The organism is Streptococcus sanguinis (genome assembly GCF_003943735.1).
In the GTDB taxonomy this organism is placed as follows: Bacteria; Bacillota; Bacilli; order Lactobacillales; family Streptococcaceae; genus Streptococcus; species Streptococcus sanguinis_E.
Map to the genome: position 1 here is coordinate 13,205 of NZ_RJMV01000004.1, position 26,922 is coordinate 40,126.

A 26,922-nucleotide genomic window follows, 5' to 3' on the forward strand; every position below is an offset into this window, starting at 1 on the left:
TACCAATAATCTGAGCAATAATTTTAGACAAAATCATCCTTTTTGTTCAACCAAGCCACTTCTTAGATAAGCATCCACCATACGCTCTGTCGCAACAACTGAATCAATATGGGTACGCTCATAAGAGTGGCTGGATTCGATACCTGCACCTAGCAGAGCATGCTTGACTTCTGCTCCTGCGCTCATGGCTGCAGAGGCGTCTGATCCGTAAAATGGATAGATGTCCAGTTTGTAAGGAATGTCCTGCTCCTTAGCCAAATTTACCAAATGCTGGCGGAAGCCATAGTGATAAGGTCCTGATGCATCCTTGACACAGATGGAAACCGTATACTCATCTGTCTGCTGGTCGTCACCCATAGCCCCCATATCAACCGCCAAATACTCCACCGCTTGCGCTGGCAGGCTGGAATTAGCCCCATGACCAACCTCTTCAAAGACACTGAAAGCAAAATGAGTCGTCACCGGCAGCTGAATATTTTCCTCTTTATAAACGCGCAAAAGATTGAGCAAAATAGCTGCGCTGACCTTGTCATCTAGAAAGCGTGACTTGATAAAGCCTGACTCGGTAACAGTGGTACGCGGATCAAAGGAAATAAAATCTCCGACTTCGATTCCTAAATCCCGCGTTTCTTTCTCACTCGTCACCTTTTCATCCAAACGGACTTCCATATTGTCCTGAGTCCGTTCAACCGTCCCAGCATCTTTGTAGACATGGCAGGAAGTCTGGTGAACTAAGATAGTCCCATTGACGGTCTTGCCACTGCTGGCCATATGGACCAGACAGTTTTCTCCTTCAATCATGTTCCAAGGGAAACCGCCAATCCGATCCAGCTTGAGGCGACCGTCAGACTTAATAGCCCGAACAATAGCCCCCAGTGTATCCACATGGGCAGTCACTACCCGATGCTGGGCGTCATTTTCCCCCTTAACCACGACATGGACGCCGCCTTTATTGGTCCGAACAGGCTCATAACCTAATCCTTCCAGCGTTTGTACCAAATAGTCTGCAACCTCAGACGTAAAGCCTGTTGGGGAAGGAATAGCCGTTAATTCTTGTAAATATTGAACTGTTTGATTCATGTATGTCTCCTCATCGTTTTTCTTTATTATAGCACAAAGAAAGCCTGAGCAAATAGATTTTCAGCAGGCTTTTAATGATTCTGAGAAATTATAACACCTCAATTTCTAGCGCTGTACTGCTACTCTTTCTCCTCCTGGACTTCAATCTTTTGCAATTCCCAAAAGAAGAGATTGCCCAGAAAACCTAAGAGAAAAAGCAAGAGAGGAATGGCATAAGGTGCTAAGGGATTATAAGCTTCTCCAGCACTAATTTTCATCTGAGGGCCATATGGAGCTATCAACTGATAATAATTAAGACCGCAAAACAAAATCGAAAAGAAAAAAATAGAAAAGTAAAGCCGATAGAGATGCCCTAGCAGCTGTCCTTTGAATAAATAAGTAACTTCTCCCATCAGTGTTGCAAAATTCATAACAGCAACTGCAAAATAAGCAATGACAACTGGAACTAATAAAAGAAAAAGGTAAAGATAACCATAAGCAACCCCCGGTTCTGGCTCAATTCCCCAATAACCGTACTGAAAAACCAGTAGATACAAAAACAGGGGCAAAAAAGGAATCACCCTAAACTTCTTATTTTTCATCAACATCTCCCTTTAAATAAAGAAACTTTTTCTTATTTTATTATAACAAATCTTCTTTATAAAACAAGAATTCACTTTTATTTTCAAGTATTCATTGACTGTAAAATCAAGCTTAGCAAATATTAGCCACCGTAAAAACATCCATTTGAATGACTGCTTGCTTTAGAGTTTATAAATTTAACCGTCAGTACATTATCAAGGATAGATGATGACAAAGACAAGAAAAAATCATCTCAGCTAGCTGAGATGATTCGTTTTGCTAATATTAATTAGCTTTTTTTGAAACGATAGACAAGAGCTGATAAAAGAATCAGAGCAAATCCTGCTGCTATCGCAAAGATAGATGTTTCGCTGCCAGTTTTCGGCAAAACTTTTTTGCCAGTTGCTGATCCAGTAACATCTTTTCCATCTTTATCTGACGAATTACCTGGGGTTCCATTTGTCGAACCGCCTGGTTTATCACCAGATGATGACGGTGGTGGTGTCGAACCTGAAGAAGGTGGTGGTGTACCTGGTCCTTGTGGACGTCTAGCTTCAAATGTCCATGTGCCTGTAAATTTGACATCTGATCCTGTAATAGTTTTACTATCCGCGTCATATTTGAGGAATTTCCAAGTACCATCACTTGCTTCAACAGTTTTCTTAGCTGGCTGAACCGCTTGAACGGCAGCACCGTCTGCATATTCAGTGGCATCTGTCGGCAACAATTCTGTTACCTCTGCTGGTAAGGTGCGATTCGGATCTGCACTTACAAATTCATAAGTCACCTTATATTTCGGTGCTGGAGTAAAATTCCATTTACCAGTAAATTTAAGGTCTTTATCTGCAACAGTCTGGCTATTCGTTTCCGCATAGCCTTCGAAAGTCCATGTGCCTTCAGTAACTGTAACACTTGTTTTAGCAGGCTTCTTAGCGTCTACATTAGTACCACTAGTGTAGCGATTAGTATCTGCTGGAAGCAAATCCGTTACTTCTTTTGGCAGGTTTGGATAGGCTGGATTAGAGCTGAGAAACTCATAGCTAACACCATAGTCTTTATAACTGTTGCTGAATGTTGGATTGTTACCTGCGATAGTAGCTTCCAATTTGCCATTGTTTTCAGTCACTGTGACAGTCACAGTATGTTCTGTACTGTCGTAAGTCACTCCAGCTTCACTTCCAGCTACTTCTTTCAGCTTGTAGGTATAAGTCCCCTCTTTATCATAGGTGATTTCAGGAAACTTGATATTACCATTGGCGTCATTTGTTGCTTGATGTTCTACGTTATTTCCGCCAACCTCAGTCAGTTTGAAAGTATACTTTTCAGCTTCAAGTGCTTTACCATCCAGAACTTTCTTAGCGGTAATCGCTGCAGTTGCTGGCTCTAACTTGTATGTATTAGTGAAAGTCTCACGGTCATAGGCAACAGTTGCTGTCTTAACGCCGTTATTGTCTGTTACAGTAACAGTAACATTGATGTCTGAATTGGCATCGTTTGTCACACCTGGCAGATTGCTTGCTCGTTCACGAATGACGTAGTTAAAGGTTCCTTCTTTTTTGAAACGAAGTTTCTTAAAGGTTACGGCACCAGCTTTATTGGTTACCGTTTGAACAACTTTATCGTTGTCATCCTTATTGATCAAATCAAAAGTAAATTCACCATCTTCCAAATTGCGGCCAGTCAATTCCTTTTTAACTTTGAAGACAACTTCATCAGAACGGGTACCTTCGCCAACACCATCAAGAGTTGTCAACGGTGCGAATGGTCGTGCTAGCAAGTCAGGCATCTTTTGCCCATTAGATGTAACAGTTACATCGTTAAAGGCTTTTTTGGTTACCTTATCTACTGGCTCAGTCAAACGAGTCCGGTAAATAACATAAATCCCTCTTCCATTCAATTCCCCAGCATTAACTGTGAAATGATTAGAATCTGTAATTGTCACAATCTGGCTAGGATTAAATGATTGACGTGTGCCAGAAGCACCTTCCCACTCAGTAAAGTAGTAACCTGTAATCCCTGTATCTTCATCCAGTTCTTGGTCTTCTGGAATAGCATCCTCAATGACAACTTGACCAAGGTCTTGGACATCGCGATTGACACGGATACGCCAGTTGACATAGTTAGGATCCTTAGAATCCTGAACACCCCACTTGGAATACCCCTGAGGTTCTTCATCAACCTTGATACGCTTCAGCCTATAGGTTCTAGCACCTGGGAAATTAACTTCTTGCTCTTGGTCATAAGGCATATTATCAGCCCAAACCACTGTGAAAGAAGATTGAATACGCTTGGTATCTGGCATTTTCGCAAAATACTCAGCATTTGTGACAGTAATGGTCGCTGTATTGGTAACAGGATCTGTCACCAACTTGGCAACAACAGTACCATCCGGTGCACTTATGTTTTCCTCCAAAGTTCGCTCAATTTTGAACTGTGATGGAACACGATAAACCATGGTATCACCATTATTTAATACTTTGCTATCTGCAAATGTATAGGTCGGAGCAATGTAAAATTTACCTTCACCGTATCCTGTATCCTTTAAAGGATTAGTATTAATGGTAACATCTGTAGTTAGCTGATAATCACTTTCACCTAACTCTGCAGCAGAAACCCTAGGACTTGAGCTTAACAAGGGAAGAAAGGTTGATACCAAAAGCAGCAAAGTCATCAGAGCATGAGACACTTTATGATAAGTTTGTTTCACCTTGAATGCGGTCCTCCTTCTTTATATATTTTATTTTTGACAAATGCTGGCAGGCACACCATCACCTGTCTACCCCCCTCATTTTCAGTTGATTCTAAATCAAGATTTATTACCAAACTAAAAATGAATGTGTTTGTATATGATAAGCAAATATGACATATACATATCAATTATAACATAAAATATTATAATTGACTCTTTGTGAACTACTTTTTTTAGTGGCAATTATCTATTCTTTGTCTACTTTTATTGCAAAATAGTTACAAAAAGTTGATTCATTCTTGCTTGGATTAATTATTATTAATTTATTAGAAATAGATGGCAAAAAAATACCTAGACTTTTTATAGTCTAGGTATTTTTAAAGGTATTTCTGAAAAACATTTTGTCGCTTACTTATTAAAGATTGATTGTCTGAAGTCGTCTGTTTCACGAAGATAAGCATTATAAATCTTCTTCTTGAGCAGGTTGACCCAGCTAGCATCAACACGGCTAGTTGCATTGGTAATGTTGCTCACATCCTCTGCTACTGCTGCGTCCATCAGCCTTTGCATATCTGCATAAGAGCGAATGGTTACTTTCTTAGTACTGTTTGGATTTCTGAGTTCGTACTCAATGGTGATTGGTTTGAGCTTGGTCAGCTGATTAATCCGCTCTTGGTACATAGCTTTCTTGAAGGCTACCCAAGAGTCATATTCACCCTTGAATACATTTTCCAAGACTTTCTGGTCTGTTATCAGACCAACATCTCTTCCGGACCATCCATCCCATGTTTTCTTACCTTCATCAAAGGCTTCCTTAGAGTACTTACCAGAAACATAAGGGACAAATCCTTCATGGTAGCCCTTGGCTGCCAGTAACTCGTAGGCTGTGCGGCGGAACATGACATCACCCGGCGCTCCATTTGGATTGCTCAAGGCTGAGTAGATTGGTGAGAAAAGGCTGAGACTGAGGTAGCCATTTCGGCCATATTTCCCACTATCCTTGTTCTCCCGACGAGTGATAACATCATTTTCAATCAGGGAGTTAAAGGTCTTCAGCTGCTTGATTTCTTCAGCAGTAAAGCTTCGCGTCTGGTTACCAGCATGAGTCTCCTTACCATACTTATCTGTAACATAGTAATTCTCCATCTTTCTGAACCACTGAAGCTTGGCATCATCACTCTGCTTCAGCATAGAGGTACCTTCTAGGTAATCTAGGGTGTAGATCATGTCAAACATACCATGAACATAGTGTTGCAGGTCTTCTGCATTTTGAACGCGTTCCTTGAAGTTATATGTGTGTAGACGCGTCTTAGAATCCTTGTCCACCTTGAAGAGGGTATTGAGTGTAATGGTTGCCTCATCTGCACTTGGAGTGGACTGCAGGAGTCCGCGAGCATAAAGCTCAGCTCCCAGACCTTCGCGGCGGCCATTGCCCTCAAAGTAAATGCCACCGTCAGAATTATGGGTCATTTCATGCGTGTAGACAGAGTTACCATAGTCTTCTAACAATTTAGCTGCATCAAAGTGGGTTACACTTCCTGTAGCATAGGCATTATAGCCCTTGCTAGGATACCACTTGCCGGCTGGTCCAAAGAATTCCTGCATAGCCAGTGATTTTTTGTCATTAGCTGGAGCCCAATATTTTTGACCATTCTTGTCAACCAATGAGAATCCATCGTAAACCAGAACAGAACGGAAGAGCTTGTCCTTGCTTTCATCGCTTAGAATCTTATACCAGAAGTCATAGTGATCGCGCTGGTATTCAGCTGTTTTTCTCACTCGGTCTTCGACAAATTCAGCTAGCTCTGCATCTGTCCGAACCCTGCCATTGGCATCAAGGCGATAACGATCATAAGCCCCCATAGAGATGGTAGACATATTAGAAATAGCATAGACACCCTTCTCAGTCATGGTCAAGAGCGGCAGAAGCATGCCCTTGTGTTCCCAATTATCAGCAGTAATCTTGTCGTAAACGCCGACAGAATACTTACTCTTACCCTCGGCTGCATCCTGAAGCTGTCTCGCTTCTGCAACATCCGACTTGGCCTCAACGATGTAGGCTTTTGTATTGGTCTTGAGCCATTCATTATTGCTCTTGTCCGGCAGGAAGAGCTGACGATAGCCTTCTAAGTAGTTAAAGAGCCCTCGCTTACCAGTCGCTTCAGAGAGCGAGGTATCATAAGCCATATAGTTATTCTTGGCTTTAAGATTATTAAAGCCTGACTGACCTAGTGAAATAATGGTATCCAGCGTTGAAGCGTTATGATTTCCAAAGAAGTCAAACTTATAGGCCGACAAATCCTTGACATTGATATTGTCATAGTTGATATTATACCAACGGTTGAGATAGGTCAGACCAAGAAGGAAGGCTTCCTTATTAGCTGTAATCTTCTGAGCTACATAGTCAGCGACGACATCGCCTTCAGTATTAATGGACTTGTCCATAGCCAGAACTTTGCGCAACTCTTCTGACAGCTTGGTCTTGACTTGATCAAAGGCGGTATCCAGATAGAGATCATCCAGAGAAGTGTCAGCATTCACGCCTAAAACAGTTCGCATAGTTGGTGAGTCAAGGACAACCTTGTTCAACTCTGGCAGCACTTGATTGAGAATTCTGCTATAGTCTGATAGGAAAGCTTCTGGTGTATAAAGGAGGTCTAAGCCGTTTACACTGTACTCTGCAATTGCCTTATATTTGAAATCTCCCTTATAGGTCAGATCCAGGTAGTCAACCGTATTATCCTCAAAGTGCAGCATCAGACGGTTAATTCCGGTCTTGTTGCTATTGATATCAGTGATAATCTGGTCACCTTTCATTGGAACAACATCCAGCAAGTACTCGGTATTGAGCTTGTGATTATCTGGAAGTTTATTTCCGTAGGCAACAATGGTTTCCTTATTGTAGAATGGCAGGAGTTTTTCCATGTTAGCATAAGCTATCAGACGGTCTTCTCGAGCATTCTTTTCTTGGGCATAGTTGACAGAATAAAGATTGAGATTCGTGTCTTCTAGCGTGGTTGTAATATCTAAGCTAGCCAGTTTCTCTTCTGCCTGTTCCAGAGTCAGTGTTGAAGTGACAAACTTATCATTTTCCAGTGTTTTATTTCCTTCAACGGCATATGCTTCTGTGATACGGTTGTTTTCATATCCCTGATCGCCAGAAATACTGTAAACATTTGTACCGCTGATGTTGCTGATGACATTATCAATTAAACCATTGAAGTAATTGGAGCCAACCACACCACCAATCTGACCATTCTTAGTAGAGTTTTGAATCTTTCCAGCTACATAAGAACGGCTGATGCGGGCATTGTTTTCTAAACGGCCAACCAGACCGCCGAAGCGTTGGTTGTTGGCTCTAGCGCCTGCTAGAATAGTCACATCTGCCCTGCTTTGGCTAATCAAGGAGTTTCCTCCCTTAAGATTGGCAACCAAACCACCGACATTGTATTCTTTGCCCTGCTTATCATTTGATACGATAGTTCCAGTAAAGGAACTATTGGTGATTTGGGTATTGTTAGCAATAACGACCAAACCTGCCACCTGCGAAGCATTTTCTTTTACTTCTACTCTACCTTGGACAGAAACATCTGTGATTCGAGCATTTTCTGCATTGCGGGCCAGGGCAGCTGAGTCATAAGTACCAACAATATTGACCTCTTTCAGGTCCAGATTAGAAATAGAGGAACCACTCTTGAGGTTTTCAAATAAAGGCTTGGCTAGATTATAAATCGCGTACTGCTTGCCATTATGACTACCAGTCAGACTGCCTGTGAAGTTTCCTTTGAGGTAGACATAATCCGCAGGTGCCAGACTAACCTCGCTAGCATCCAAATCAGCTCCCAGAACGTAGTTGCCAGCCATATTTTGTTTCATAGCGTCTACCAAACTAGCAAAGCTAGTGTAGACATTTTGTTGGCTAGGGACTGCCTTACTGATATAGAAGTCATAGCCAGACTTATAGCCTGTCTCACCTTCTTGTATCAGCTCAGGCAGAGAGACTGTTACTTTATAGACATCCCTGCCATCCTTATGGCTTTCCGCTATGCTGTGAACCGGTAGGAGCATTTCCTTAGATTCACTTGATTTGACTTTGACAAAGTAGTTTGACAAATCCGTAGGCATAGAGCTCATGGACACGACGCGCTTAAACTGGTCGTTTTCTTTTCTGTAAAACTCGACCGAATCAATATCTCGGAAGGCGATCTTCTTGTATTCCAATTCAAAATTGCGACTATCGGTTTCAAGGTCTGTGAAGCTGCCATTATCCAGTTCATAAGTCAGCTTGGTTTTTAGCGTATAACCTGTGTAGTAGTCTAAGTCGCCAATCTTCAGACTTCCTGCGAAATTGGTAATCGGAAGAGTGCGAATAAGCTGATCTCCCTGGTACAATTCTGCAGTCGCTGAACGGAAGGACTGGGTCTGGTCTTCCAGTCTATATTGGACTGTAACCGACTTATCCTCTGCATTTTCTGTCAGACTTAGAATGGAAACTATCGGCTTGACTTTAGGTACTCCATTTAGAGCTTCTTTGGCTGCTGTCAGGCTAGCAAAAGCTTGGTTGACCTGCACTTGTGTGGCAGTTTGATTGTTCAGAACTCCTTCTGCCTTGGCTAATTCGTCAGTATAAGCTGTCTGCTTATCTGAATCTGCATTTTTATATTTAGCATTTGTTTTAACTTTTGGATTTAAATCGTATTCGTTTTGAAGAGCCGTTTTGACAACCTCAAGGCCACTTAACTGTGCCTTGGATTGATTGATTTGTTCAACAAGCTGGTTGACTTCTGATTGGCTAGCATGTGATTGGATCAGAATCGCTTGACCTGCTGTCAAAGCAGTATCATAGCTAGACTGATGACTCTGACTATCGTTGAAATAACGTGCCTGAGCTTTAATCTGATCCGCTTCCGCTAAGAGATTGTGAAGTGGAATTAAATCGAACTCTTCTAAGGCTGCTGCTTTTGGTGCATCGTTCGGTACCATGGTTGGCTTAGCCGTACCAACTTTGACGACTTGCGTTACTGGAGCTAAGGTTTCTTCGTTGGACAACTCTTGACGGTCAACTTCTTGACCGTTGGAACTGTAGATGCGAGTCTTGATTGTTCGCTCGCCTTGCACACCTGGAGTCGCAATTTGACGGGCATCACGAACAAGTTCATCCGTTTCTTCTTCACGAATAGAGAAGTTAATCTTCTCAACTCGCGTTTCGTCGGTGTATGTTAATTGATACTCTGGCAAAGCCTCTACTTTTGGCGCATCGTTCGGTACCATATGCGGCTTAGCTGTTCCGACTTTGACAACTTGCGTTACTGGAACTAGAGTCTCCTCATTCGATAACTCCTGGCGGTCAACTTCTTGACCATTGGAGCTGTAAACACGAGTCTTGATGGTTCGTTCACCTTGCACACCTGGAGTGGCAATTTGACGGGCATCGCGAACTAGCTCGTCCGTCTCTTCTTCACGAATTGTGAAGTTGATTTTTTCAACTCTAGTTTCGTCTGTGAAAGTCAGTGGATACTCTGGCAAAGAATCTGCTTTTGGTGCATCACTCGGTACCATATTTGGCTTAGCAGTTCCGACTTTGACGACTTGCGTTACTGGAGCTAGAGTTTCTTCATTGGAAAGCTCTTGACGATCAATTTCTTGACCGTTGGAACTATAGACGCGAGTCTTGATGGTTCGCTCACCTTGAACTCCCGGAGTTCCGATTTGACGGGCGTCCTGTGGCAACTCATCGGTATATTGTTCCTCGATGTTGAAAGCTACTTTCTCTACGCGAGTTTCATCGGCATAAGTCAACTGGTACTCTAGCAAAGCGTCTGCTTTTGGCGCATCACCTGGTACCATGGTTGGCTTAGCAGTTCCGACTTTAACAACTTGTGTTACTGGAGCCAAGGTTTCTTCATTGGACAACTCTTGGCGGTCAATTTCTTGACCATTGGAACTATAGACGCGAGTCTTGATGGTTCGCTCACCCTCAACACCTGGAGTAGCAATTTGACGAGCGTCTTGAGGCAATTCATCAGTATATTGCTCTTCAATATTGAAGGCGATTTTCTCTACACGCGTCTCATCCGTATAAGTCAGCAGATATTCTGGTAAAGCATCGGCTTTCGGAGCTTCATTCGGTACCATGTGCGGCTTAGCGGTACCAACTTTGATGACTTGCGTTACTGGCGCAAGAGTTTCCTCGTTAGAAAGCTCTTGGCGGTCGATTTCTTGACCATTGGCACTGTAAATGCGAGTCTTAATCGTCCGCTCGCCCTGAACACCTGGTATTGCTATTTGACGGGCGTCCTGTGGCAATTCATCAGTGTATTGTTCTTCAATATTGAAGGCAATTTTCTCAACACGCGTTTCGTCTGTGTAAGTCAGCGGATACTCTGGCAAAACATCTGCTTTTGGCGCATCGTTCGGTATCATATGCGGCTTAGCTGTTCCGACTTTGACAACTTGCGTCACTGGAGCGAGAGTTTCCTCATTGGACAACTCTTGGCGGTCAATTTCTTGACCATTGGAACTATAGATGCGGGTCTTGATAGTCCGCTCGCCCTGAACGCCCGGTGTTGCGATTTGGCGAGCATCTCGAACAAGTTCGTCCGTTTCTTCTTCTCGAATTGTGAAGTTGATTTTTTCTACTCGAGTTTCGTCCGTGTAAGTCAGCGGGTACTCTGGCAAAGCGTCTGCTTTTGGCGCATCACCTGGTACCATGGTTGGCTTAGCAGTTCCGACTTTAACAACTTGTGTTACTGGAGCCAAGGTTTCTTCATTGGACAACTCTTGGCGGTCGATCTCCTGACCATTGGATCTGTAAACACGGGTCTTGATTGTTCGCTCGCCTTGCACACCTGGAGTCGCGATTTGACGGGCATCACGAACTAGTTCGTCTGTCTCTTCTTCACGAATGCTGAAGTTGATTTTTTCTACACGCGTTTCGTCTGTGTATATCAGTGGATACTCTAGCAAAGCCTCTGCTTTTGGCGCATCGTTCGGTACCATGTGCGGCTTAGCAGTACCAACTTTAACAATTTGCGTTACTGGTGCTAATGTTTCCTCGTTAGAAAGCTCTTGGCGGTCGATTTCTTGACCGTTGGAGCTGTAAACACGTGTCTTAATCCTCCGCTCGCCCTGAACGCCAGGAGTCGCGATTTGACGAGCGTCTTGAGGCAATTCATCAGTATATTGCTCTTCAATATTGAAGGCGATTTTCTCTACACGCGTCTCATCCGTATAAGTCAACGGGTATTCTGGCAAAGCGTCTGCTTTTGGTGCATCATTCGGTACCATATGCGGCTTAGCTGTTCCGATTTTGACAACTTGCGTTACTGGCGCTAGAGTTTCCTCGTTTGAAATTTCTTGGCGGTCAACTTCTTGACCGTTGGAACTGTAGACACGAGTCTTGATTGTTCGTTCACCCTCAACACCTGGAGTCGCAATTTGACGGGCATCCTGTGGCAACTCATCAGTGTATTGTTCCAAAATATTGAAGGCTACTTTTTCAACACGCGTTTCGTCCATGTAAGTTAATGGGTTCTCTGGAAGAGCATCGGCTTTTGGTGCAACGTTCGGTACCATATTTGGTTTAGCCGTACCAACTTTGACAACTTGCGTCACTGGGGCTAGAGTTTCCTCATTCGATAACTCCTGACGGTCAACTTCTTGACCATTGGAACTATAGACGCGAGTCTTGATTGTTCGCTCACCTTGCACGCCTGGAGTCGCGATTTGACGGGCATCACGAACCAATTCGTCCGTTTCTTCTTCACGAATGGTGAAGTTAACCTTTTCAACACGCGTTTCATCGGCATAAGTCAACTGGTACTCTGGCAAAGCGTCTGCTTTTGGCGCATCGTTCGGTACCATGTGAGACTTAGCTGTACCAACTTTGACAACTTGCGTTACTGGCGCTAGAGTTTCCTCATTTGAAAGTTCTTGGCGGTCAACTTCTTGACCGTTGGAGCTGTAGATACGGGTCTTGATAGTTCGCTCGCCCTCAACTCCTGGAATCACTATTTGACGGGTGCCTTGAATTAGCTCGTCAGTCTCTTCTTCACGAATTGTGAAGTTGATTTTTTCAACTCTAGTTTCGTCCGTGTAAGTTAGCGGGTATTCTGATAGCTCTTCTACCTTTGGTGCGTCAGCCGGAATCAGACTTGACTTACTTGTACCGACCTTAATAATTTGAGTGACTGCTGCAAGAATTTCTTCATCCGATAAAACTTGGCGATCAACCTCTTGGCCATTCGAGGTATAGATACGAGTGGTAATCGCCCGCTCGCCCTCAACTCCTGGTGTGACAATCTGGCGACTGCCTTCTGGAATCTCATCAGTATACTGTGCTTCGACGGAAAAATCTATCTTTTCTCTTCTTGTTTCATCTGTCGCAGTCAGTTCTAATTCTTGGGCTTGATGAACGGGTGCGTCATCTGGTGCTGTACCATAAGTTGTTAGTTCCGGAACTTCTTGGACTGGAGCGGTATCTGGTGCAATGCCAAAAGTCGTTGACTCAGGCACTTCTTGAACCGGTGCAGTATCGGGCGTTGTGCCATACGTTGTCAATTCTTGGACTTCTTGTACTGGAGCGGTGTCTGGTGCAGTGCCATAAGTCGTTAGCTCAGGCACTTCTTGAACCGGTGCAGTATCGGACGTTGTACCATAGGTCGTCAATTCGGGAACTTCATTCACAGGCGCAGTATCTGGTGCGGTGCCATAGCTGGTAAGCTCTGGGACTTCTTGAACTGGCGCTTCTTTTGGAACAGATTTGACTGCAGTAGTTCCAACCAACACAATTTCCGAAACTGGCTCTGCAGTTACCTGGTCTGAAACCACTTCGCTTTTTACAATTTCTTTACCTGCAATATAATTGCGAGTGACAACAGTACGTGTACCAGCGACACCTGCGCGAATGACCTGAGATTGCCCCTCTGCGAGCTCATTTGAATATTGGTATTCTGTTTGATAAGGCAGGACTTGGGTTTGGCTGCTTTCTTGGCTCTTGAATTCCAGTTCTGGTACTTCAGTAACTGGAGAAAGCCGAGCAAATTCGCGTTCTTTGGCAGCAATAATCTCTTTTTCTTGCTCTGTCAGTTTCTCTGTTTCAGTAGATACCGGCTTGTTGGCAGTACTCAGATTCCCAGAAAGACTAGCAAATTTACCTGCCTGCTGATCGACTTCAACAGCTGATAAGTCCTTTTGTGCCGTAGGAAGCTGATGACTTCCTGCTGCGTTCTCCTTGCCTTGTTCACCGCTTTTTAGATAGCCGACATACTCAAAACCAGCAATCTCTAAAGGCTCCGGCAGCTTATCTCCCACTGTCAAATTTAGCCTTTGATTGTAGGCGGCTAATTCAATATTGGTCACTGCAAATACAGAAGGAGCTAAGAGAATAGAGCCTAGACCCGTCACCAGCAAAATAGAAGACAGGTATCGCTTGCCATTTCGGCCTCGTGCAATTACTAAGACTGCTAAAGTCAGTCCAGCAGCTGCAAAAGTTGCTTCCCACAGACTTGAGTAGCCCGTCTTTGGCAAACTTTTTGCCGAAAGTCCCTGGGTCTTAGGACGGTAAACTAGATAATAAGCATCAGAGTTTTCTTCCACAAATTTTGGAAGCTCCTTAACAACTGCATTCTTCTCAGCTTCAGTCAGTTCAGACTCTACTACGTAGTGATACTGGACTGGAACGGTTTTTCCGGCTGAGACTTCTGCAGCCTCAACCGTGCTTATATTTCCCCCTATTGCGGTACTCAAAAAGAAGCTTCCGATAGTGGCAGAAACCAATCCTACTGATAACTTTCTAAAAGAATAGCGCTGGAGCGTATCGCCAGTGATTCTTTTTTCCATAATAATTCCCTTTTCTTCATATAATAATCTCTTAAAATTTTACAGAATTTCCTACAAAAATTCAATGCTTTTGCTTAAAAATATATCTTTGAAGGCTGAAATCTTTTGATTTTTGAACAACCTGAAAATAGTGTTCATTTTTAACTAAAAAAACAAATCTTCGGTTAGAAAATTTGCTTTTTAATCTATGTTTTAATTTGTTAATCAAGAGCTCAAATTCAACTCAAAGAGACCATACTCATGCTTGTCTCCTTGCAATTCTGCCGCATAGTGGCGCGTGACAGTTTTTTGATGAATCAAGGCCCCAATAGCTGAAGCTTGTCGCTTCTGCGCTTCTTTAAAAATCGGATAGGCCAAGGCAGAGCCCAACCCCAAGAATTGCTCATCTACTCCTAGATACATAATCGTATAACGTTTTGGAAAACGCTTGGTCCAAAAAAGCTTGGCTAGGTTAAGAGGAGTCAGTTTTTGATAAACCAGAGAACCGTAGTCCGGCATGGCAATCAGAAAACCAGCCAGCTTGCCCTCCTTATAGGCCAGCTTAACCATTGAAAAATCAAGAATATACTGGTATTTTTGAAAAATCTGACTGAACTTCTGACTAGAAATTGACCGATAAATCGGAAAATCTTGATAGAGACGATTGAGAAGCTCAAAAACCTGCAGCGAGGCTTCTTCCCAGTCCTTCTTTTTGGGAGAGCAAATGGTGAAACCCGCTTCTTCAAAAGACTCAAAGCGATGAGCCAGCTTGTCCTGATGAGTTTTATTGCTGACCTTGGGATAAAAATTGGACAGATAGCGCTCCTTGAGCTCAAAACCAGCAGACTGCCACAGCTCAGGATAATAGTCTGGATTATGAGGTTCTCCAGTAAAAGGAAGCTCCTCTGTTCCAGTCAGCTGCATTCGATAGCCCAGCCAAAAACTTGCCTGTACGGGACCTATTATCTTAATCGCTCCGAGACTGCGAGCAAAACCTGCTAAATGCTCGATAAAAACAGATGCAATCTGTTGGTCATTGATCGACTCGAAAAATCCCAAATAAGCAGCCTCATCCCCTGGATAGAAGGTCAGGAGGCCTCGAATACAAGGCCGACTGTCTACATAGCCAATAAAGCCATAGGTTTCTATGTCAGAACTCAACGGGTGACTGCCCTCAATCAAAGTTAGTTCTTCCTCTTCCGACTGCATGAGGTGATCTGGCTGGTAAATCTGCTTGGGCAGGGCTAGAAAATCGGCCAGCTCTACAGTATTGGGTTTGACTGGTTTAATTTCCAGCATGGTCTTCCTCCTTGATTAGTCGAATCTTGCCAGTAAGGCCATCCATCTCAATCCAGTCACCATTTTGCAGCTGGCTGCAGGCGCCTCTAACATTGACAATGGAAGGAATACCTAGCTCGCGGGAAATAATGGCCGTGTGCGAGAGCAAAGACCCCTGCTCGGCAATGACACCCTTGGCTTGGGTCAGAAGATAAACCCAGCCCGGATCGGTCATCTTGGTCACGATAATCCGGTCCTGAGCAGACTCAATCTCCTGCACATCTTCCACGACCAAAACCTGAGCCTTAACGCAGCCAGGTGAGCAGCCAATCCCTTGTAAGGCTTGATTGCTCGTATTATAACTGCTGGTGCGGTTTTGCGGTTTCATATATTTCTCAAAGACTTGTCCAGTAAAAACATAGCGACTAAAGGTTGGCAGTTCCTTGTCAGCCTCCAACTTCTCCCGACGCTCGGCTATCAAGCCACTAACATCTCTGGGCTTTCTGGTCAACTCAAACAATTCTTCCTTTGTCAGGTAAAAAACATCGTCAGGCATAGCCAGCAGCCCTTGCTCGGCTAATTGCTGCCCCAATGTTCGGAAAATCTGCCGCATCATACCGTAGATCCGTGTGCGGTTTAAGCGTGAGCTTTCCCGATATTTAACACCAGCCATGGCTCGCTTGCGAAGAAAATTCGCCCACCAGTCTGATTTTTGCTCAGCTTCTTCAAGTTTCTGAGGAGCCAACTTCTTCTCCTCTTGCTGGCACATTTGCAGCAGGAGCTTGAGCAGACGCTCTGGATGCGTTCGGAAGGTTGATGTTTCTAACTTCAACTCTTCCGGAGCCCGATCGCCAAATTCATGGATAAAATGGACTATTTCTTGAACCAAAGGATGCTGGCGACTTAGAAAGACTGCTGAGCTTTCAGTTTCCATAGCCTGTCTAATATCTGCATTTTCTTCTGCTTTCAGCTGAGCTGTTAAAGCCTGCAGAGCCAAAGCCGGCCTCATACTTTCAATCTGCTCAATTCCTGCAATCTCAGCCTGAACAGCCCCGCCGCGACGCGACTTCTTTAGCAGTCCAGTATAGACAAAAGCATAGAGGTCATTGACTAGCGTAATGTCCCAGTGAGCCAGAATATCCTCTTTTAGCTTGCTGACCAAGGTAATCAAGGTCTCCGCATCTGCATCAGGAGAAAAGCTCGCTTCGTATTCGCGCTGAATCTGGGCAAACTGCTCTTCTAATTGCCGCATTTGCTTGGGAGCCGTCCAAAACTCTCGGATGATTCGGAGCATGATTTGCAGGCGTTTGAAAGCGGACAGGTGCACTGGCATCTGAGGCACCTCCGTCTCTCTCACTCCCAGCATATCCTGCCAGATAGGAATGATTTTCTTAGAAAAAGGCAGAAGCTGCAAGAGCTGATACCAGCTCTGAATCTGGTAATAAACACGACTATTGACCGGCTGCAGCATATTTTGAAAAGTAGCTTCATAGGCAGCCAACTCAGGGGCACCCTTGCCAACCAAGCGCTGGGCCAGACTGCGGAAAATGCTAGCATAAGCCTCTTGGATAAAACTAATAGTCAGAGGGCTAGAAACTCCCGGATAACTTTCAACAATATTGCTATTATCCAGAATAATCTGCTGTCCCTCTGGCAAGGTGGTAATAGGTCGTGCTTGCAAGAGATAGAGTTGGCCATTGGCGAAGGTAAACTCCATATCCATATAAGGTCCGAAAAGCTGACTCACCTGACCAGCTAAAGATTGTAGCTCCTTGAGTTGTTCCTGTGATACGTCTGGTGAGTCCTCCGTCTGCTCTGTATAAAAGAGCTGGTCCTTGGGATGGAGGGTCACCATTGTCGTAGGAATCTTATCCTCAACAACCTTATTGCCCAAGCCCCGACCGATAACAATGATATGCTCGTTCAGAATGCCCTTGGGATTAGCTGTGAAGTAAATCCCAGACAAGTCTCCCTCCTGCATGACCTGCACAAGGCAAATCATCTGTGCTTGCTTCAACGATAGGCCTTGCTCAAATAAATAACTAAGGGCTGACTCCTGATAAAGAGAGAGCAAGGTCGCTTGAATAGCTTCTTTAAGCCCTTCTGGCTTCACATTGAGCTGGCTCTCAAACTGACCGGCAAAGGATGAAGCCTTCCCATCCTCAATGGTTGCTGATGAGCGAACCGCAAAGCGACAGTCTGTCTGAGAAAACTCCTGATGAATCCAGTTTTCTGCTGCTGTCAGATCTTCTTGCGCAAACTGCTCTTTAGCCCAGTCCTGCAATTGCTGACTGAGCTGAGACAAGTCCAATTCTCCAGCCCGATAGGCTGCTTCCATCCGCTCCAAGTCAGCAGAGCTGGCAGATTTTTGAAAAAAGTCAAAAGCAAACACTGCAAAGTCAGGAACCGGCAAACCAGTAGCCTGCATTTTCAGCAAATGATAGGCCTTGCCTCCGACCTGGTCAAGCCCTGTCTGCTTGATTTTTTTCATCAAAGTACCCCCATCAAGAGATAAACAGCAACGGACAGAACCATGGTCGTCTCCGTGATATAGGTATAGCGCTCCACCCGCTCCCGGATATTAAAGCGAGTCGGATCCTTGATAAACTGCTCAAACTGGACGGTCATCCAGATGACATTCAGCACCAAGACCACCACTCCGACATGGGAAATATTCCAGAGGAGAGCGAAATTGGTCAAGATATCCAGCAGAGTCACTACCTCGATAAAGCGAGTGGCTTTTTTGTAGCCAAAAAGCTTAGAATAGGTTACATACTCTGTCTCGTCTTTTGGCGCCCGAATCTTGCGGCAGACTTCCCAGATCAGACTTGGGAAATACATGGTAAAGGCTAGCAAGACGGTCGGCAGGGACAAGAGAGGCAGATTGTACTTGTAGCAGACAAAAGAAATGGTATAGAGATTCAAAATCATCATGACCGGATTATGGGTTACTAGAGCCAGTGGCAGAGAATTTTGAATCTTGTCACGCTTGAAGAACCAGAAAGACATGAGGGTCCCATAGATATAGAGGAAGAGGAACCAGCCGATATTGTTCATAAAGAGGACATTGAGCAGCACTGATACAGCTACGATAAAGCTGAGAGCAATAGCCAGGTCCTTCTTTTTCACCCGGCCAGAGGGCAGAGCTCGATGAGGAAAGAGGCGTCTATCAGTCTCATAGTCCTTAAAATCGTCCGCAATCCGCAGAATCATCAGAAAGACAAAAATCGTAAAAATTCCAATCAGTTCTTGATGGTCAAAGTGAAAGGTGGTCACTCCGTCATTGAGCAGGAGGACAAAATAAATCTCAAAAAACATGATGGCAGCCACAAAAAAGCGTGGCAGCAAAGGGAACATTTCCTTATAATAAACAGCTAATCGTTTAAACATAGCTTTTCTCCAATCTTTTCACCCATTTGAATCTGGGTTTCTATTCCGAGGTCTGAGTAAGTCAGGATATCCTGATCCAAGCGAATCGTGTCTGCCGGATAGAGGACAATAATGGTTGAGCCGCCCAGACCAAAGCACCCCTTCTCCTGTCCTCGGACCAGATGGTCTTGACCGTGATTGTATATTCTGCCGACCAAGAGCGCCCCTACTTCCATCTGCAGGACAGGTCCTAGCTCGGTATCTAAAAGACAGTATTCTCTTTTATTTTCTTTGTAAATAAGGCGCCGCTTCTGGGCTACATGTCTGACCGTATGCAGGCGTCCCTTGATTTTTCGTCTTTGGGTAATTCTGCCGGATTCAGCTACCAGATAGCGGTGCAGGTCTTCTACTCCCAGTCGATAAACCAGCGCTGTTCCGCCACTAAACAGCTGAGCCAACTCTTCATCCAGCAGTAAGTCAGCTAGCCTGTACGTCTGACCCTTAATTGTCAGCCGTAAGTCCTGACTAATGGTAAAAGCCTCTAGCTTGGCATCTGCCACTGCCAATACTTGACTGTCAGGACAAACTGGACGCAAATCAGGCTTGATTTTTCGCTTGAAGAAAGCCGCAAAGCTAGAATAGGGGCCACCTTCATAGTCAGCTAGATCCAGCTGATAATTTTTCACAAAATCTGCTATTTTCTTGCGAGAACAAGGAGTGTAGTCTTTCAAAGTCAGAAGATAAGACAGGCTAGGTCGGGTCAAGATAGGCAATAAGAAGCGACCCCAAGCAGTACCATAAAGCTTGTCTAGCAGACCCGCCTTGTATTCTGTCGGTTCCAGTATCTGGCCAGTCTTTCTTTGATAGACCTTAACCATGGGGCAGAACCCCCAGACCAATCAGACTTGCAACAGCTAGAATCGCAAAGACCAGATAGGCCAGCTTATTTGGCTTGGGAATACGGCAGTTGTAAACAAATAGGAAGGTCAGTAAAAGAGACAAGCCAAGCAACACCCAAGCAAAGAAACCAGGCGCCAGCCATTGACATACCAGATAGGTCAGAGGGAAAAAGAGGGCGCTGTAAGTGACGGGCAATCCGATAAAATAGGCCTCAGATCCTTCATCATGCTTGGCCAAGCGGTTAAAATGCGCCAAGCGCGTGACGGCGGCCAAGACATAGAGGACAGCCAAGATGATATTGGCCGCTCCCAAGGGCAGCTGAGTCATGAGGAGAACAGCCGGAAGAGCCGCAAAGCTAATCATGTCGCAGAGCGAATCAATTTCAATGCCGAAGCGCTTCTGACTTTCAGTCCGCTTCATCCGCCGCGCCACCACACCATCAAAAAGGTCACAGATACCGCTAAGGATAAAGGCCATCATGGCTAGTCGCAGCTGGGACTGAATGATGGCATAGACTGCCAACAGTGCAAAAGCAGCACCCATATAAGTCAGGATAACAGATTTGTCGTATTCACCAATAAACAAAGGTTCATTCTTCTTCATGAATTCTTATTTCTCCTCTTCTTCCATCTAAAGTAACCAGCATGCCAGTTTCTAGCAGCTGAGTTGCATTTTTGGCGCAGACAAGAGCTGGGATCCCGCATTCACGAGCGACAATGGAGGCATGGCAGAGAACCCCACCATACTCTGTCACAAGACCGCCTAGAATACCGAAAACATAGCTCCAGCCCGTATCTGTATAGCGAGTGACAAGAATTTCTCCCGGCTCAATCGTCTCAATATCAGCCAAATCCAAGAGAAGTCGAACCCGACCGGTTACCTGACCGCTACTGGCTGGCATTCCCGTCAGCAGAGCTTGACTATCATGGGCCACCTCTTCCAGGTTCATCTTTTTGTCGGTCAAATCGCCTACTGGCTCAAAATTTCGATAGGCTTGGCAATAATGCTGATTATCAGCAGCCTCTTCTTGAAGCTGATCGGCAGTTTTTTGCCCTTCCATAAAGGCAGACAGGCTTTCTTTCTTAATGTAAAAAATATCTTGTTCATTTTTAAGAAAGCCTCGCTTTTCATAGGCTCGGCCGAGTTTGAGGCTAATCTGACGAATGAGGTGGTAATAGCGCGTGGAAATATCCTTGAACTCCTCCCGCCACCAGAGCAAGTTCCTCAAGTCTTCGCTGATTTTTTCTATCTTTTTCTGCTTGGATCGAGATAGACGAGCCAAATCCAGCTCAGACTCTGAGCCAGGACTGAGCGAAGATTTGGCCGCTTGGTAGTAAGCAGGGTCAGTGATCAACTGTTGGACCGCTTTCAGAAGCTGATGAGGATCTTCTTCATAACTAGCTACTCGCAAGTCCAGCTCCCGTGCCGAGTGATAGCCAAAATCTTTTTGGAAATCCTGAACCTTGATGAAATCCGTTCGCTCAGGATATTTTGCAGCCAACTGATATAACTCTTCCACCGATAGCTTCAGCCAATCATCTGTCAGTTTCTCGTCTGCCAAAATAAGATCCGCAGCTTCTAGCATCCTAGCTAAAGGCTTGGTATGCGAAACATTTCCTAACTTGGCAATCAGTTGGAAAAATTCATCGACCGTCAGCCATTTGAGTAGACTGGTCTTTTTCATAGACAGCTGGACCGTATTGATGTAGGCCTGCCAGAAATAAGTTACCTCACTGTCTAAATAAACCTGATTTAGCACTAACTGCCAAAGACTCTCGACTTGTTGCAGCGGGGTTTGGTCGTTCAGTTCTCCTATTTCTTGATGAAGACGGGTAAATTGCTGGCGCAGCTCTTGCAGCTTGTCTGGTGCCTGATACAGAAAAGCCTTAGTTACCTTTTGCGTTTTCAAGGCTACCCGCAGGAAATTCAAGAGCAAGGCTGGACTTAATTTGCTGGTAAAACCTTGACCTTGGTAGTCTTTATTGACTCCCAGCTCATCATCAAAGTCTCGTTCAATATAGCCTGGAATCTGCTCCATGCCTTGCTTGACCACGCCTAAGTTCCAGAAAGGCCGAGCATAATGGAGACGCATCAGCGGCGGCATAACACCTTCAGGCTCTAGGCCAATAGCCAGCAAAAAGCTGGAAAGTGCCTCTTGCCAAGAATGGCGGTAAAGGCTCCACATCAGGTTGGGACAGGGCTGAGCCGCCACGCCTCCGTCCCGAAAATTCGCTGTCGTCCAGCGGCCACTGTCGATTTTAGTTGGTACTGTCGTGATGGGCCGAGCCTGTAGTAGATAGACTTGCTCTTGTACGGCACACCACTCAATATCCATCGGCCGACCAAAATACGTCACAATCTGCAAAACTTGCTCGTGCAGCTTCTGCAAGACTGGCAGAGAGATTTCAACATTTTCACACTGGCTCCAGTCTGGCTTGTACCAAGGAAGTGTCAGCTGTTCAGGATTAACTTGACCGCTGACTAAACTTTCAGCCGAGCCTTTTACATACTCTAATAGCATGGTCTGGTCTTGATTAGTCGCTACGTCTAGGGAAAAACAGACACCGCTGAAGTCAGGCTCTATCTGCTCCTGAATCAGCACGGCCATAGCAAAATCCTGCTCAGCCAGACCCTGACGATGCCAATAAGCTAGCGCCTCTGGGTTGAAAAGAGAAAGCAGACAAGAACGAATGCCCTGCTCAATTTCTGACAGTGTCCGGCAGTTGCCAATCGAGTCATATTGACCGGCAAATGACATGGCCTGTCCGTCTTCTAAAAGGGCACTGCTACGAACGATATAAACTTGATTTTCCTGAAAAAAAGCTGCTAACTCCTGTAGCCAAGCTGGCTCCAAGGGATATTGCAGCAAACGCTCCGCAATTTCCTCCTTGCCTAAATGAATTAACTCTTTAAGTCCTTCTTTTGAGTATTCTGGCAGAGCTGCGTTTAGCCAAGTCATTACTTGGTCCGCAGGCAAAATCAAACCCTTAGGAACCGAAAGCCCCAGTTGACATAGGTTGATTAACTGATTGATTTTACCGCCATAGACGGCCGAAGGCTCTTTTTCCAGCCATAGTTCTTTCATCAAAAACTCCCATATTACATACGATTTTTTCTAAGCTTAGCCCAGTAGAGCAGACGATTGACTCCTAGATGCGTGCCCGCCCCTAGGATTAGGATGCCCAACATCTTCTGCCAAGACAGAGGGATATAGAAAAGCAAGAAAATAATACAGCCAATCAAGGAATCAATCTGGTCTATCCAGATAAAGGTCCATTTCCAGGCATTCTCCGCCGTCTTGCCTTCTCTGATTTCCAAACGGCGCTTGATAAAACTATTGGGCAGCTCAAACAAAACATAAGCCAGCCCCAAAAGAGCCCCGAGCACCAGATTAAACAACACGGTATTTTCGTAGAAGGCATAAACCAAGTGCAGCTTCTCTAAGGTAGGAATACTCTTCAAGAGCAATCCCCAAAGGATCTGAGCCAAAGCTCCCCAGATAATCATGCCAAAGAAACCTTTCCAGGTCTTGTTAGCTCCAAAAAGCCTCTTCCCATCCTTTAAAATCAACCCAGCATCCATTGGTCGATAAGCCGCCTGCAGCAGTGAAGACTTGCAAAAGATCATATTCAGAACTCCAGCCAGAATGACCGGCATCAGGGTGATATATAAGGCAAGAATCGAATGCATACTTATTTCCTATTCTTTTTATGAAAATCAGCTTGAAAAGATTAAGAGACTTCTCAAACTTTTATGAATTCATTATATCATAAGTCTCTAAAGCCCTTACACAACAAACTGTCAACATCTGTCTCATCTGATAGTCGTGCAAAAAATTCGCTATTCTACATTCTTATTTCTTTTTGTATCTGTAGCTACCATGATTTTTCAAGATATACTAAGAGTTAGTAGCAACTAAACAAGATTATAGATAATATATCAATCACTCTTCCTTTTATTATAAAATGCTTTTAAAACTTTGTAAAGAAGAGCTTTATGATTCAAATTAAAAAACCAGCTTTTCAAGCTGGTTTGTCAGTTTATTCTCTGTCATCATAGCCATTTGGATGACTGGAATGCCATTTCCAAGCAGTTTCGATAATGGTTTCGATATTGTCAAATTTCGGCTGCCAGCCCAGAACTTTTCTGGCCTTCTCAGAGGAAGCAATCAGCGTATCCGGATCACCTGGGCGCCGCTCTGCTATTTCCAAAGGAATAGGATGGCCGGTCACCTTTCGAGCTGCTTCTACAATCTGCAGGTTGGAGAAACCAGTCGAAGAGCCAAGGTTAAAGGCATCTGAAGGATGGCCGGCACGTAGATGCTCAACAGCCAAAATATGGGCCTCAGCCAAGTCGAAAGGATGGACATAATCGCGTACATTAGTGCCGTCTGGAGTATCGTAATCATCGCCAAAGACGGCAATCTTCTCACGTTTGCCCTGAGCCACTTGCAGCACAATGGGCAGCAGATGAGTCTCTGGTCCATGGTCCTCCCCGATTGAGCCGTCAGGTTTAGCACCGGCCACATTGAAATAACGCAGGGCTACAAACTTAATGCCATAGGCCTGGTCTGCCCAGCGCATAATGGTCTCCATCATGAGTTTGCTCTCACCATAAGGATTGATAGGCTTTTGAGGAGTCGTTTCCAGAATCGGAACTTCCTCAGGAATGCCATAAGTCGCCGCTGTTGAAGAAAAGACAATATTTTTAACGTCGCATTCCTGCATGACCTCCAAGAGAGAAACCATGCCAGCTGTGTTATTGTCAAAATACTTGAGCGGATCTGACATAGACTCTGCCACCAGTGAAAAAGCAGCAAAGTGAATGACTGCATCGATAGATGGATGTTTGGCAAAGACATCACGCATAAAGTCCTTATCCGCCAAATCCCCCTCATAAAAGACCGCTTTCGGATGGACGGCTGCCCTATGGCCAGTCACCAAATTATCAACGACGACTACCTCTTCCTTGCCTGCCGCTACTAGACGGTCTACCATGTGCGAGCCGATATAGCCAGCTCCACCTAATACTAAAATTGCCATAAAACTTCCTTTCCCTGTTACGCTAGATTCATTATAACACATTTCCTAGGGCTGGATGCCGACGGATTGGACGAAGCGCATGAAAGCTTCCTGCCCCTCCTCTGTTCGCTTGTAAACTCCAGCATCTTCCAGTACTCGGCTGAAAATTTGTCCAACCGATGCCTGAACTACTCCTTCCACCGTCTCAGCAGTAACATCTGGATTCTGGTCTTTGAGTTGATTGGCCCACTCCTTATGATAGGCAGCAACCTGACAGTCTTCTCCCAGCAAGAAAAGTTCCACCTGCTTGAGTTCTTCCTTGAGTCGAGGTGGCAGAATAGCCAGTCCCATGACCTCAATCAAACCAATATTTTCTTTCTTAATGTGCTGGACATCCCTATGGGGATGGTAAATACCATCTGGATGTTCTGGCGACGTTTGATTGTCCCGCAAGACCAAGTCTAGCTCAAAAGATTCATCTTTCCTGCGGGCAATCGGTGTGATGGTATGATGCGGTTCACCCTCAGACTCTGCCAATACCTGCACACTCGGGTCAGAATAGGTCCGCCAAACTTGCAAGATCTTGTCAGCCAACTCAATCAACTGTTCCTTCTTCTCAGACCTCAGACGAATGACGGACATGGGCCACTTGACAATACCTGCTTCCACCTCATCAAATTCGCTAAAAGTAAAGCTACAATCCAGCTCTGCCATTTCCATAGGGAAGGTATGACGTCCGCCCTGATAGTGGTCGTGGGTCAGGATGGAGCCACCAACAATAGGCAGGTCGGCGTTGGATCCTGCGAAATAGCCTAGAAAGGTCTCAACGATGTCCAGCAGGCGTTCAAAGGTCAGCCGGCTGATGGACATAGGAAGGTGCTGGCTGTGCAGAAAGATGCAATGCTCATTAAAGTAGGCATAGGGCGAATACTGGAAGCCCCACTCCTGTCCAGCCAAGTCAAAGCGAATAATCCGATGATTGGCGCGAGCTGGGTGGTCCAAGCGCCCTTGGTAACCTTCATTTTCCATGCAAAGCTGGCAGGCTGGATAATGGCTGGTCTTTGCCTTTTTAGCTGCCGCAATTTCCTTGGGATCCTTTTCTGGCTTAGAGAGATTGATGGTGATTTCCAAATCTCCATATTCAGTCGGTGCTTTGAAAGCAATGTTTTTAGCAATGGCCTTGACCTTGATATAGTCATTCTTTTGACTAAGCTGGTAAAAATCAGCTACAGCTTGCTCAGGATTGGAGGCATAAGTCGTCCAGAAGTCCCGATTGAGCTGGCTAGGGGCAGGTGTAATCAAGTTCATGAGCTCAGCTCCGAGGATTTCGCGCGCAGTCTGACTATCCTCAATCGTATCTAATCGAACCGCCTCCTCGACCAGCTGGTCCTTGAGGTCAATCAATTCATCCAGATCAGTCTCAACTTCCAAAACACCTTCGCCCACTCGTGCTAAGACACGATTGGTTAGGTAGATTCGATCCATTTCCTCAAATGAACTTCCAGCAATGACTTCCGTGATAAATGCATCTAGAACTCCCTGACTCATTGATTCTCCTTCTTACTTTCTAAATAGTCTCTGACAGCATCTAAATCTTGAAAAACTTGTTCTGTTTTATTTAAGAAAGACTGTGCTGGCATTTTTAAGTCTGGAATACAAACAACTGGTATCCCAGCTCTATACGCTGCTTCAATCCCTGCTTCACTATCCTCTAATACTAAGCAATTCTCTGGTAAAACATTCAAATCACTACAGGCCTTTAAAAATATATCAGGGTAAGGTTTGCTTCGCTTTAAATCTTTTGCAAAAACTAGATGGTCAAATAGGGACAGTATACCATTACTATCCAAAATTATTCTAGCTCTAGATTCAACACTTGAAGTTGCTAGAGCGATTGGAATACCTTCTCTTTTCAAAAAAGCAAGCAAATTTTTAGCACCTTTTTTAAATTTACACCTTTGGCTAATATTCGAGCTTCCAGTTCATAAACTTTTTCCAAGGTTTGGTCAAAGTTCCAAGGTAAATCATAGGTATCTAAAAATCGTTGAACATTCTCCTCTTCCCTATGTCCACTGTATTCTCTAGAATATGTTTCTTCTGTAAAAGGAATTCCAAAATCTTTAAGCAATTCTTGATAAACTTTTAGAGAAATGATCTCAGTATCAGCTAATAAGCCATCTAAATCAAATATTACAGCGTCCATTT

The 26,922-nt window shown here is 44.6% G+C and carries 13 protein-coding genes and 1 pseudogene; all 14 read right to left on the bottom strand.

Annotated elements, in window-relative coordinates; genetic code table 11:
* Nucleotides 1-33: 33 nt before the first annotated feature.
* Complete coding sequence (locus D8877_RS05920; protein ID WP_125341282.1) at nt 34-1,080, bottom strand: M42 family metallopeptidase; 1,047 nt, start codon at nt 1,078-1,080, stop codon at nt 34-36.
* A 119-nt stretch (nt 1,081-1,199) separates the two neighbouring features.
* Nucleotides 1,200-1,667, bottom strand: coding sequence for an ABC transporter permease (locus tag D8877_RS05930; protein ID WP_125341283.1), 468 nt, complete (start codon nt 1,665-1,667; stop codon nt 1,200-1,202).
* A gap of 263 nt (nt 1,668-1,930) precedes the next feature.
* Nucleotides 1,931-4,348 carry a Spy0128 family protein gene (locus D8877_RS05935; RefSeq protein WP_125341284.1) on the bottom strand — a complete coding sequence of 806 codons (2,418 nt, stop codon included), beginning with the start codon at nt 4,346-4,348 and terminating at the stop codon, nt 1,931-1,933.
* A gap of 390 nt (nt 4,349-4,738) precedes the next feature.
* The gene (locus tag D8877_RS05940) at nt 4,739-14,170 is read right to left on the bottom strand and encodes a ZmpA/ZmpB/ZmpC family metallo-endopeptidase (protein ID WP_125352684.1); all 9,432 of its coding nucleotides are present in this window, start codon (nt 14,168-14,170) and stop codon (nt 4,739-4,741) included.
* A gap of 204 nt (nt 14,171-14,374) precedes the next feature.
* Nucleotides 14,375-15,448, bottom strand: a complete 1,074-nt coding sequence (locus D8877_RS05945) for a hypothetical protein (RefSeq protein ID WP_125352686.1) — start codon at nt 15,446-15,448, stop codon at nt 14,375-14,377.
* Complete coding sequence (locus D8877_RS05950; RefSeq protein WP_125352688.1) at nt 15,435-17,918, bottom strand: phosphoenolpyruvate synthase; 2,484 nt, start codon at nt 17,916-17,918, stop codon at nt 15,435-15,437. Before D8877_RS05950 ends, D8877_RS05945 begins: the two co-directional genes overlap by 14 nt.
* Nucleotides 17,918-18,817, bottom strand: coding sequence for a UbiA family prenyltransferase (locus tag D8877_RS05955; RefSeq protein WP_002906717.1), 900 nt, complete (start codon nt 18,815-18,817; stop codon nt 17,918-17,920). Before D8877_RS05955 ends, D8877_RS05950 begins: the two co-directional genes overlap by 1 nt.
* Nucleotides 18,802-19,674: a phosphatidylserine decarboxylase gene (locus D8877_RS05960; RefSeq protein WP_125352690.1), complete on the bottom strand. Its 873-nt coding sequence runs from the start codon at nt 19,672-19,674 to the stop codon at nt 18,802-18,804. The genes D8877_RS05955 and D8877_RS05960 overlap by 16 nt, the downstream gene beginning before the upstream one ends.
* Entirely contained in the window at nt 19,667-20,299 is a 633-nt protein-coding gene (locus tag D8877_RS05965; protein WP_125352692.1) for a CDP-alcohol phosphatidyltransferase family protein, read from the bottom strand. The genes D8877_RS05960 and D8877_RS05965 overlap by 8 nt, the downstream gene beginning before the upstream one ends.
* On the bottom strand, nt 20,286-22,781 hold the full coding sequence (locus D8877_RS05970) for a PEP/pyruvate-binding domain-containing protein (protein ID WP_125352694.1): 2,496 nt from the start codon (nt 22,779-22,781) through the stop codon (nt 20,286-20,288). Before D8877_RS05970 ends, D8877_RS05965 begins: the two co-directional genes overlap by 14 nt.
* Nucleotides 22,782-22,795: 14 nt before the next feature.
* Nucleotides 22,796-23,386 carry a CDP-archaeol synthase gene (locus D8877_RS05975; protein WP_125352696.1) on the bottom strand — a complete coding sequence of 197 codons (591 nt, stop codon included), beginning with the start codon at nt 23,384-23,386 and terminating at the stop codon, nt 22,796-22,798.
* A 350-nt stretch (nt 23,387-23,736) separates the two neighbouring features.
* The gene (galE, locus tag D8877_RS05980; RefSeq protein ID WP_185760178.1) at nt 23,737-24,738 is read right to left on the bottom strand and encodes a UDP-glucose 4-epimerase GalE; all 1,002 of its coding nucleotides are present in this window, start codon (nt 24,736-24,738) and stop codon (nt 23,737-23,739) included.
* A gap of 45 nt (nt 24,739-24,783) precedes the next feature.
* Complete coding sequence (galT, locus tag D8877_RS05985; RefSeq protein ID WP_125352700.1) at nt 24,784-26,265, bottom strand: UDP-glucose--hexose-1-phosphate uridylyltransferase; 1,482 nt, start codon at nt 26,263-26,265, stop codon at nt 24,784-24,786.
* Nucleotides 26,262-26,920, bottom strand: a pseudogene (locus D8877_RS05990) (HAD family hydrolase). Before D8877_RS05990 ends, galT begins: the two are co-directional and overlap by 4 nt.
* Nucleotides 26,921-26,922 lie beyond the last annotated feature (2 nt).

Bases quoted from the DNA above. Each gene is read 5' to 3' on its own strand.
- galE (WP_185760178.1), bottom strand. From the start codon at position 24,738: ATGGCAATTTTAGTATTAGGTGGAGCTGGCTATATCGGCTCGCACATG.
- D8877_RS05955 (WP_002906717.1), bottom strand. From the start codon at position 18,817: ATGTTTAAACGATTAGCTGTTTATTATAAGGAAATGTTCCCTTTGCTG.
- D8877_RS05930 (WP_125341283.1), bottom strand. From the start codon at position 1,667: ATGTTGATGAAAAATAAGAAGTTTAGGGTGATTCCTTTTTTGCCCCTG.
- D8877_RS05940 (WP_125352684.1), bottom strand. From the start codon at position 14,170: ATGGAAAAAAGAATCACTGGCGATACGCTCCAGCGCTATTCTTTTAGA.
- galT (WP_125352700.1), bottom strand. From the start codon at position 26,265: ATGAGTCAGGGAGTTCTAGATGCATTTATCACGGAAGTCATTGCTGGA.
- D8877_RS05945 (WP_125352686.1), bottom strand. From the start codon at position 15,448: ATGCTGGAAATTAAACCAGTCAAACCCAATACTGTAGAGCTGGCCGAT.
- D8877_RS05920 (WP_125341282.1), bottom strand. From the start codon at position 1,080: ATGAATCAAACAGTTCAATATTTACAAGAATTAACGGCTATTCCTTCC.
- D8877_RS05960 (WP_125352690.1), bottom strand. From the start codon at position 19,674: ATGGTTAAGGTCTATCAAAGAAAGACTGGCCAGATACTGGAACCGACA.
- D8877_RS05975 (WP_125352696.1), bottom strand. From the start codon at position 23,386: ATGCATTCGATTCTTGCCTTATATATCACCCTGATGCCGGTCATTCTG.
- D8877_RS05970 (WP_125352694.1), bottom strand. From the start codon at position 22,781: ATGAAAGAACTATGGCTGGAAAAAGAGCCTTCGGCCGTCTATGGCGGT.
- D8877_RS05950 (WP_125352688.1), bottom strand. From the start codon at position 17,918: ATGAAAAAAATCAAGCAGACAGGGCTTGACCAGGTCGGAGGCAAGGCC.
- D8877_RS05965 (WP_125352692.1), bottom strand. From the start codon at position 20,299: ATGAAGAAGAATGAACCTTTGTTTATTGGTGAATACGACAAATCTGTT.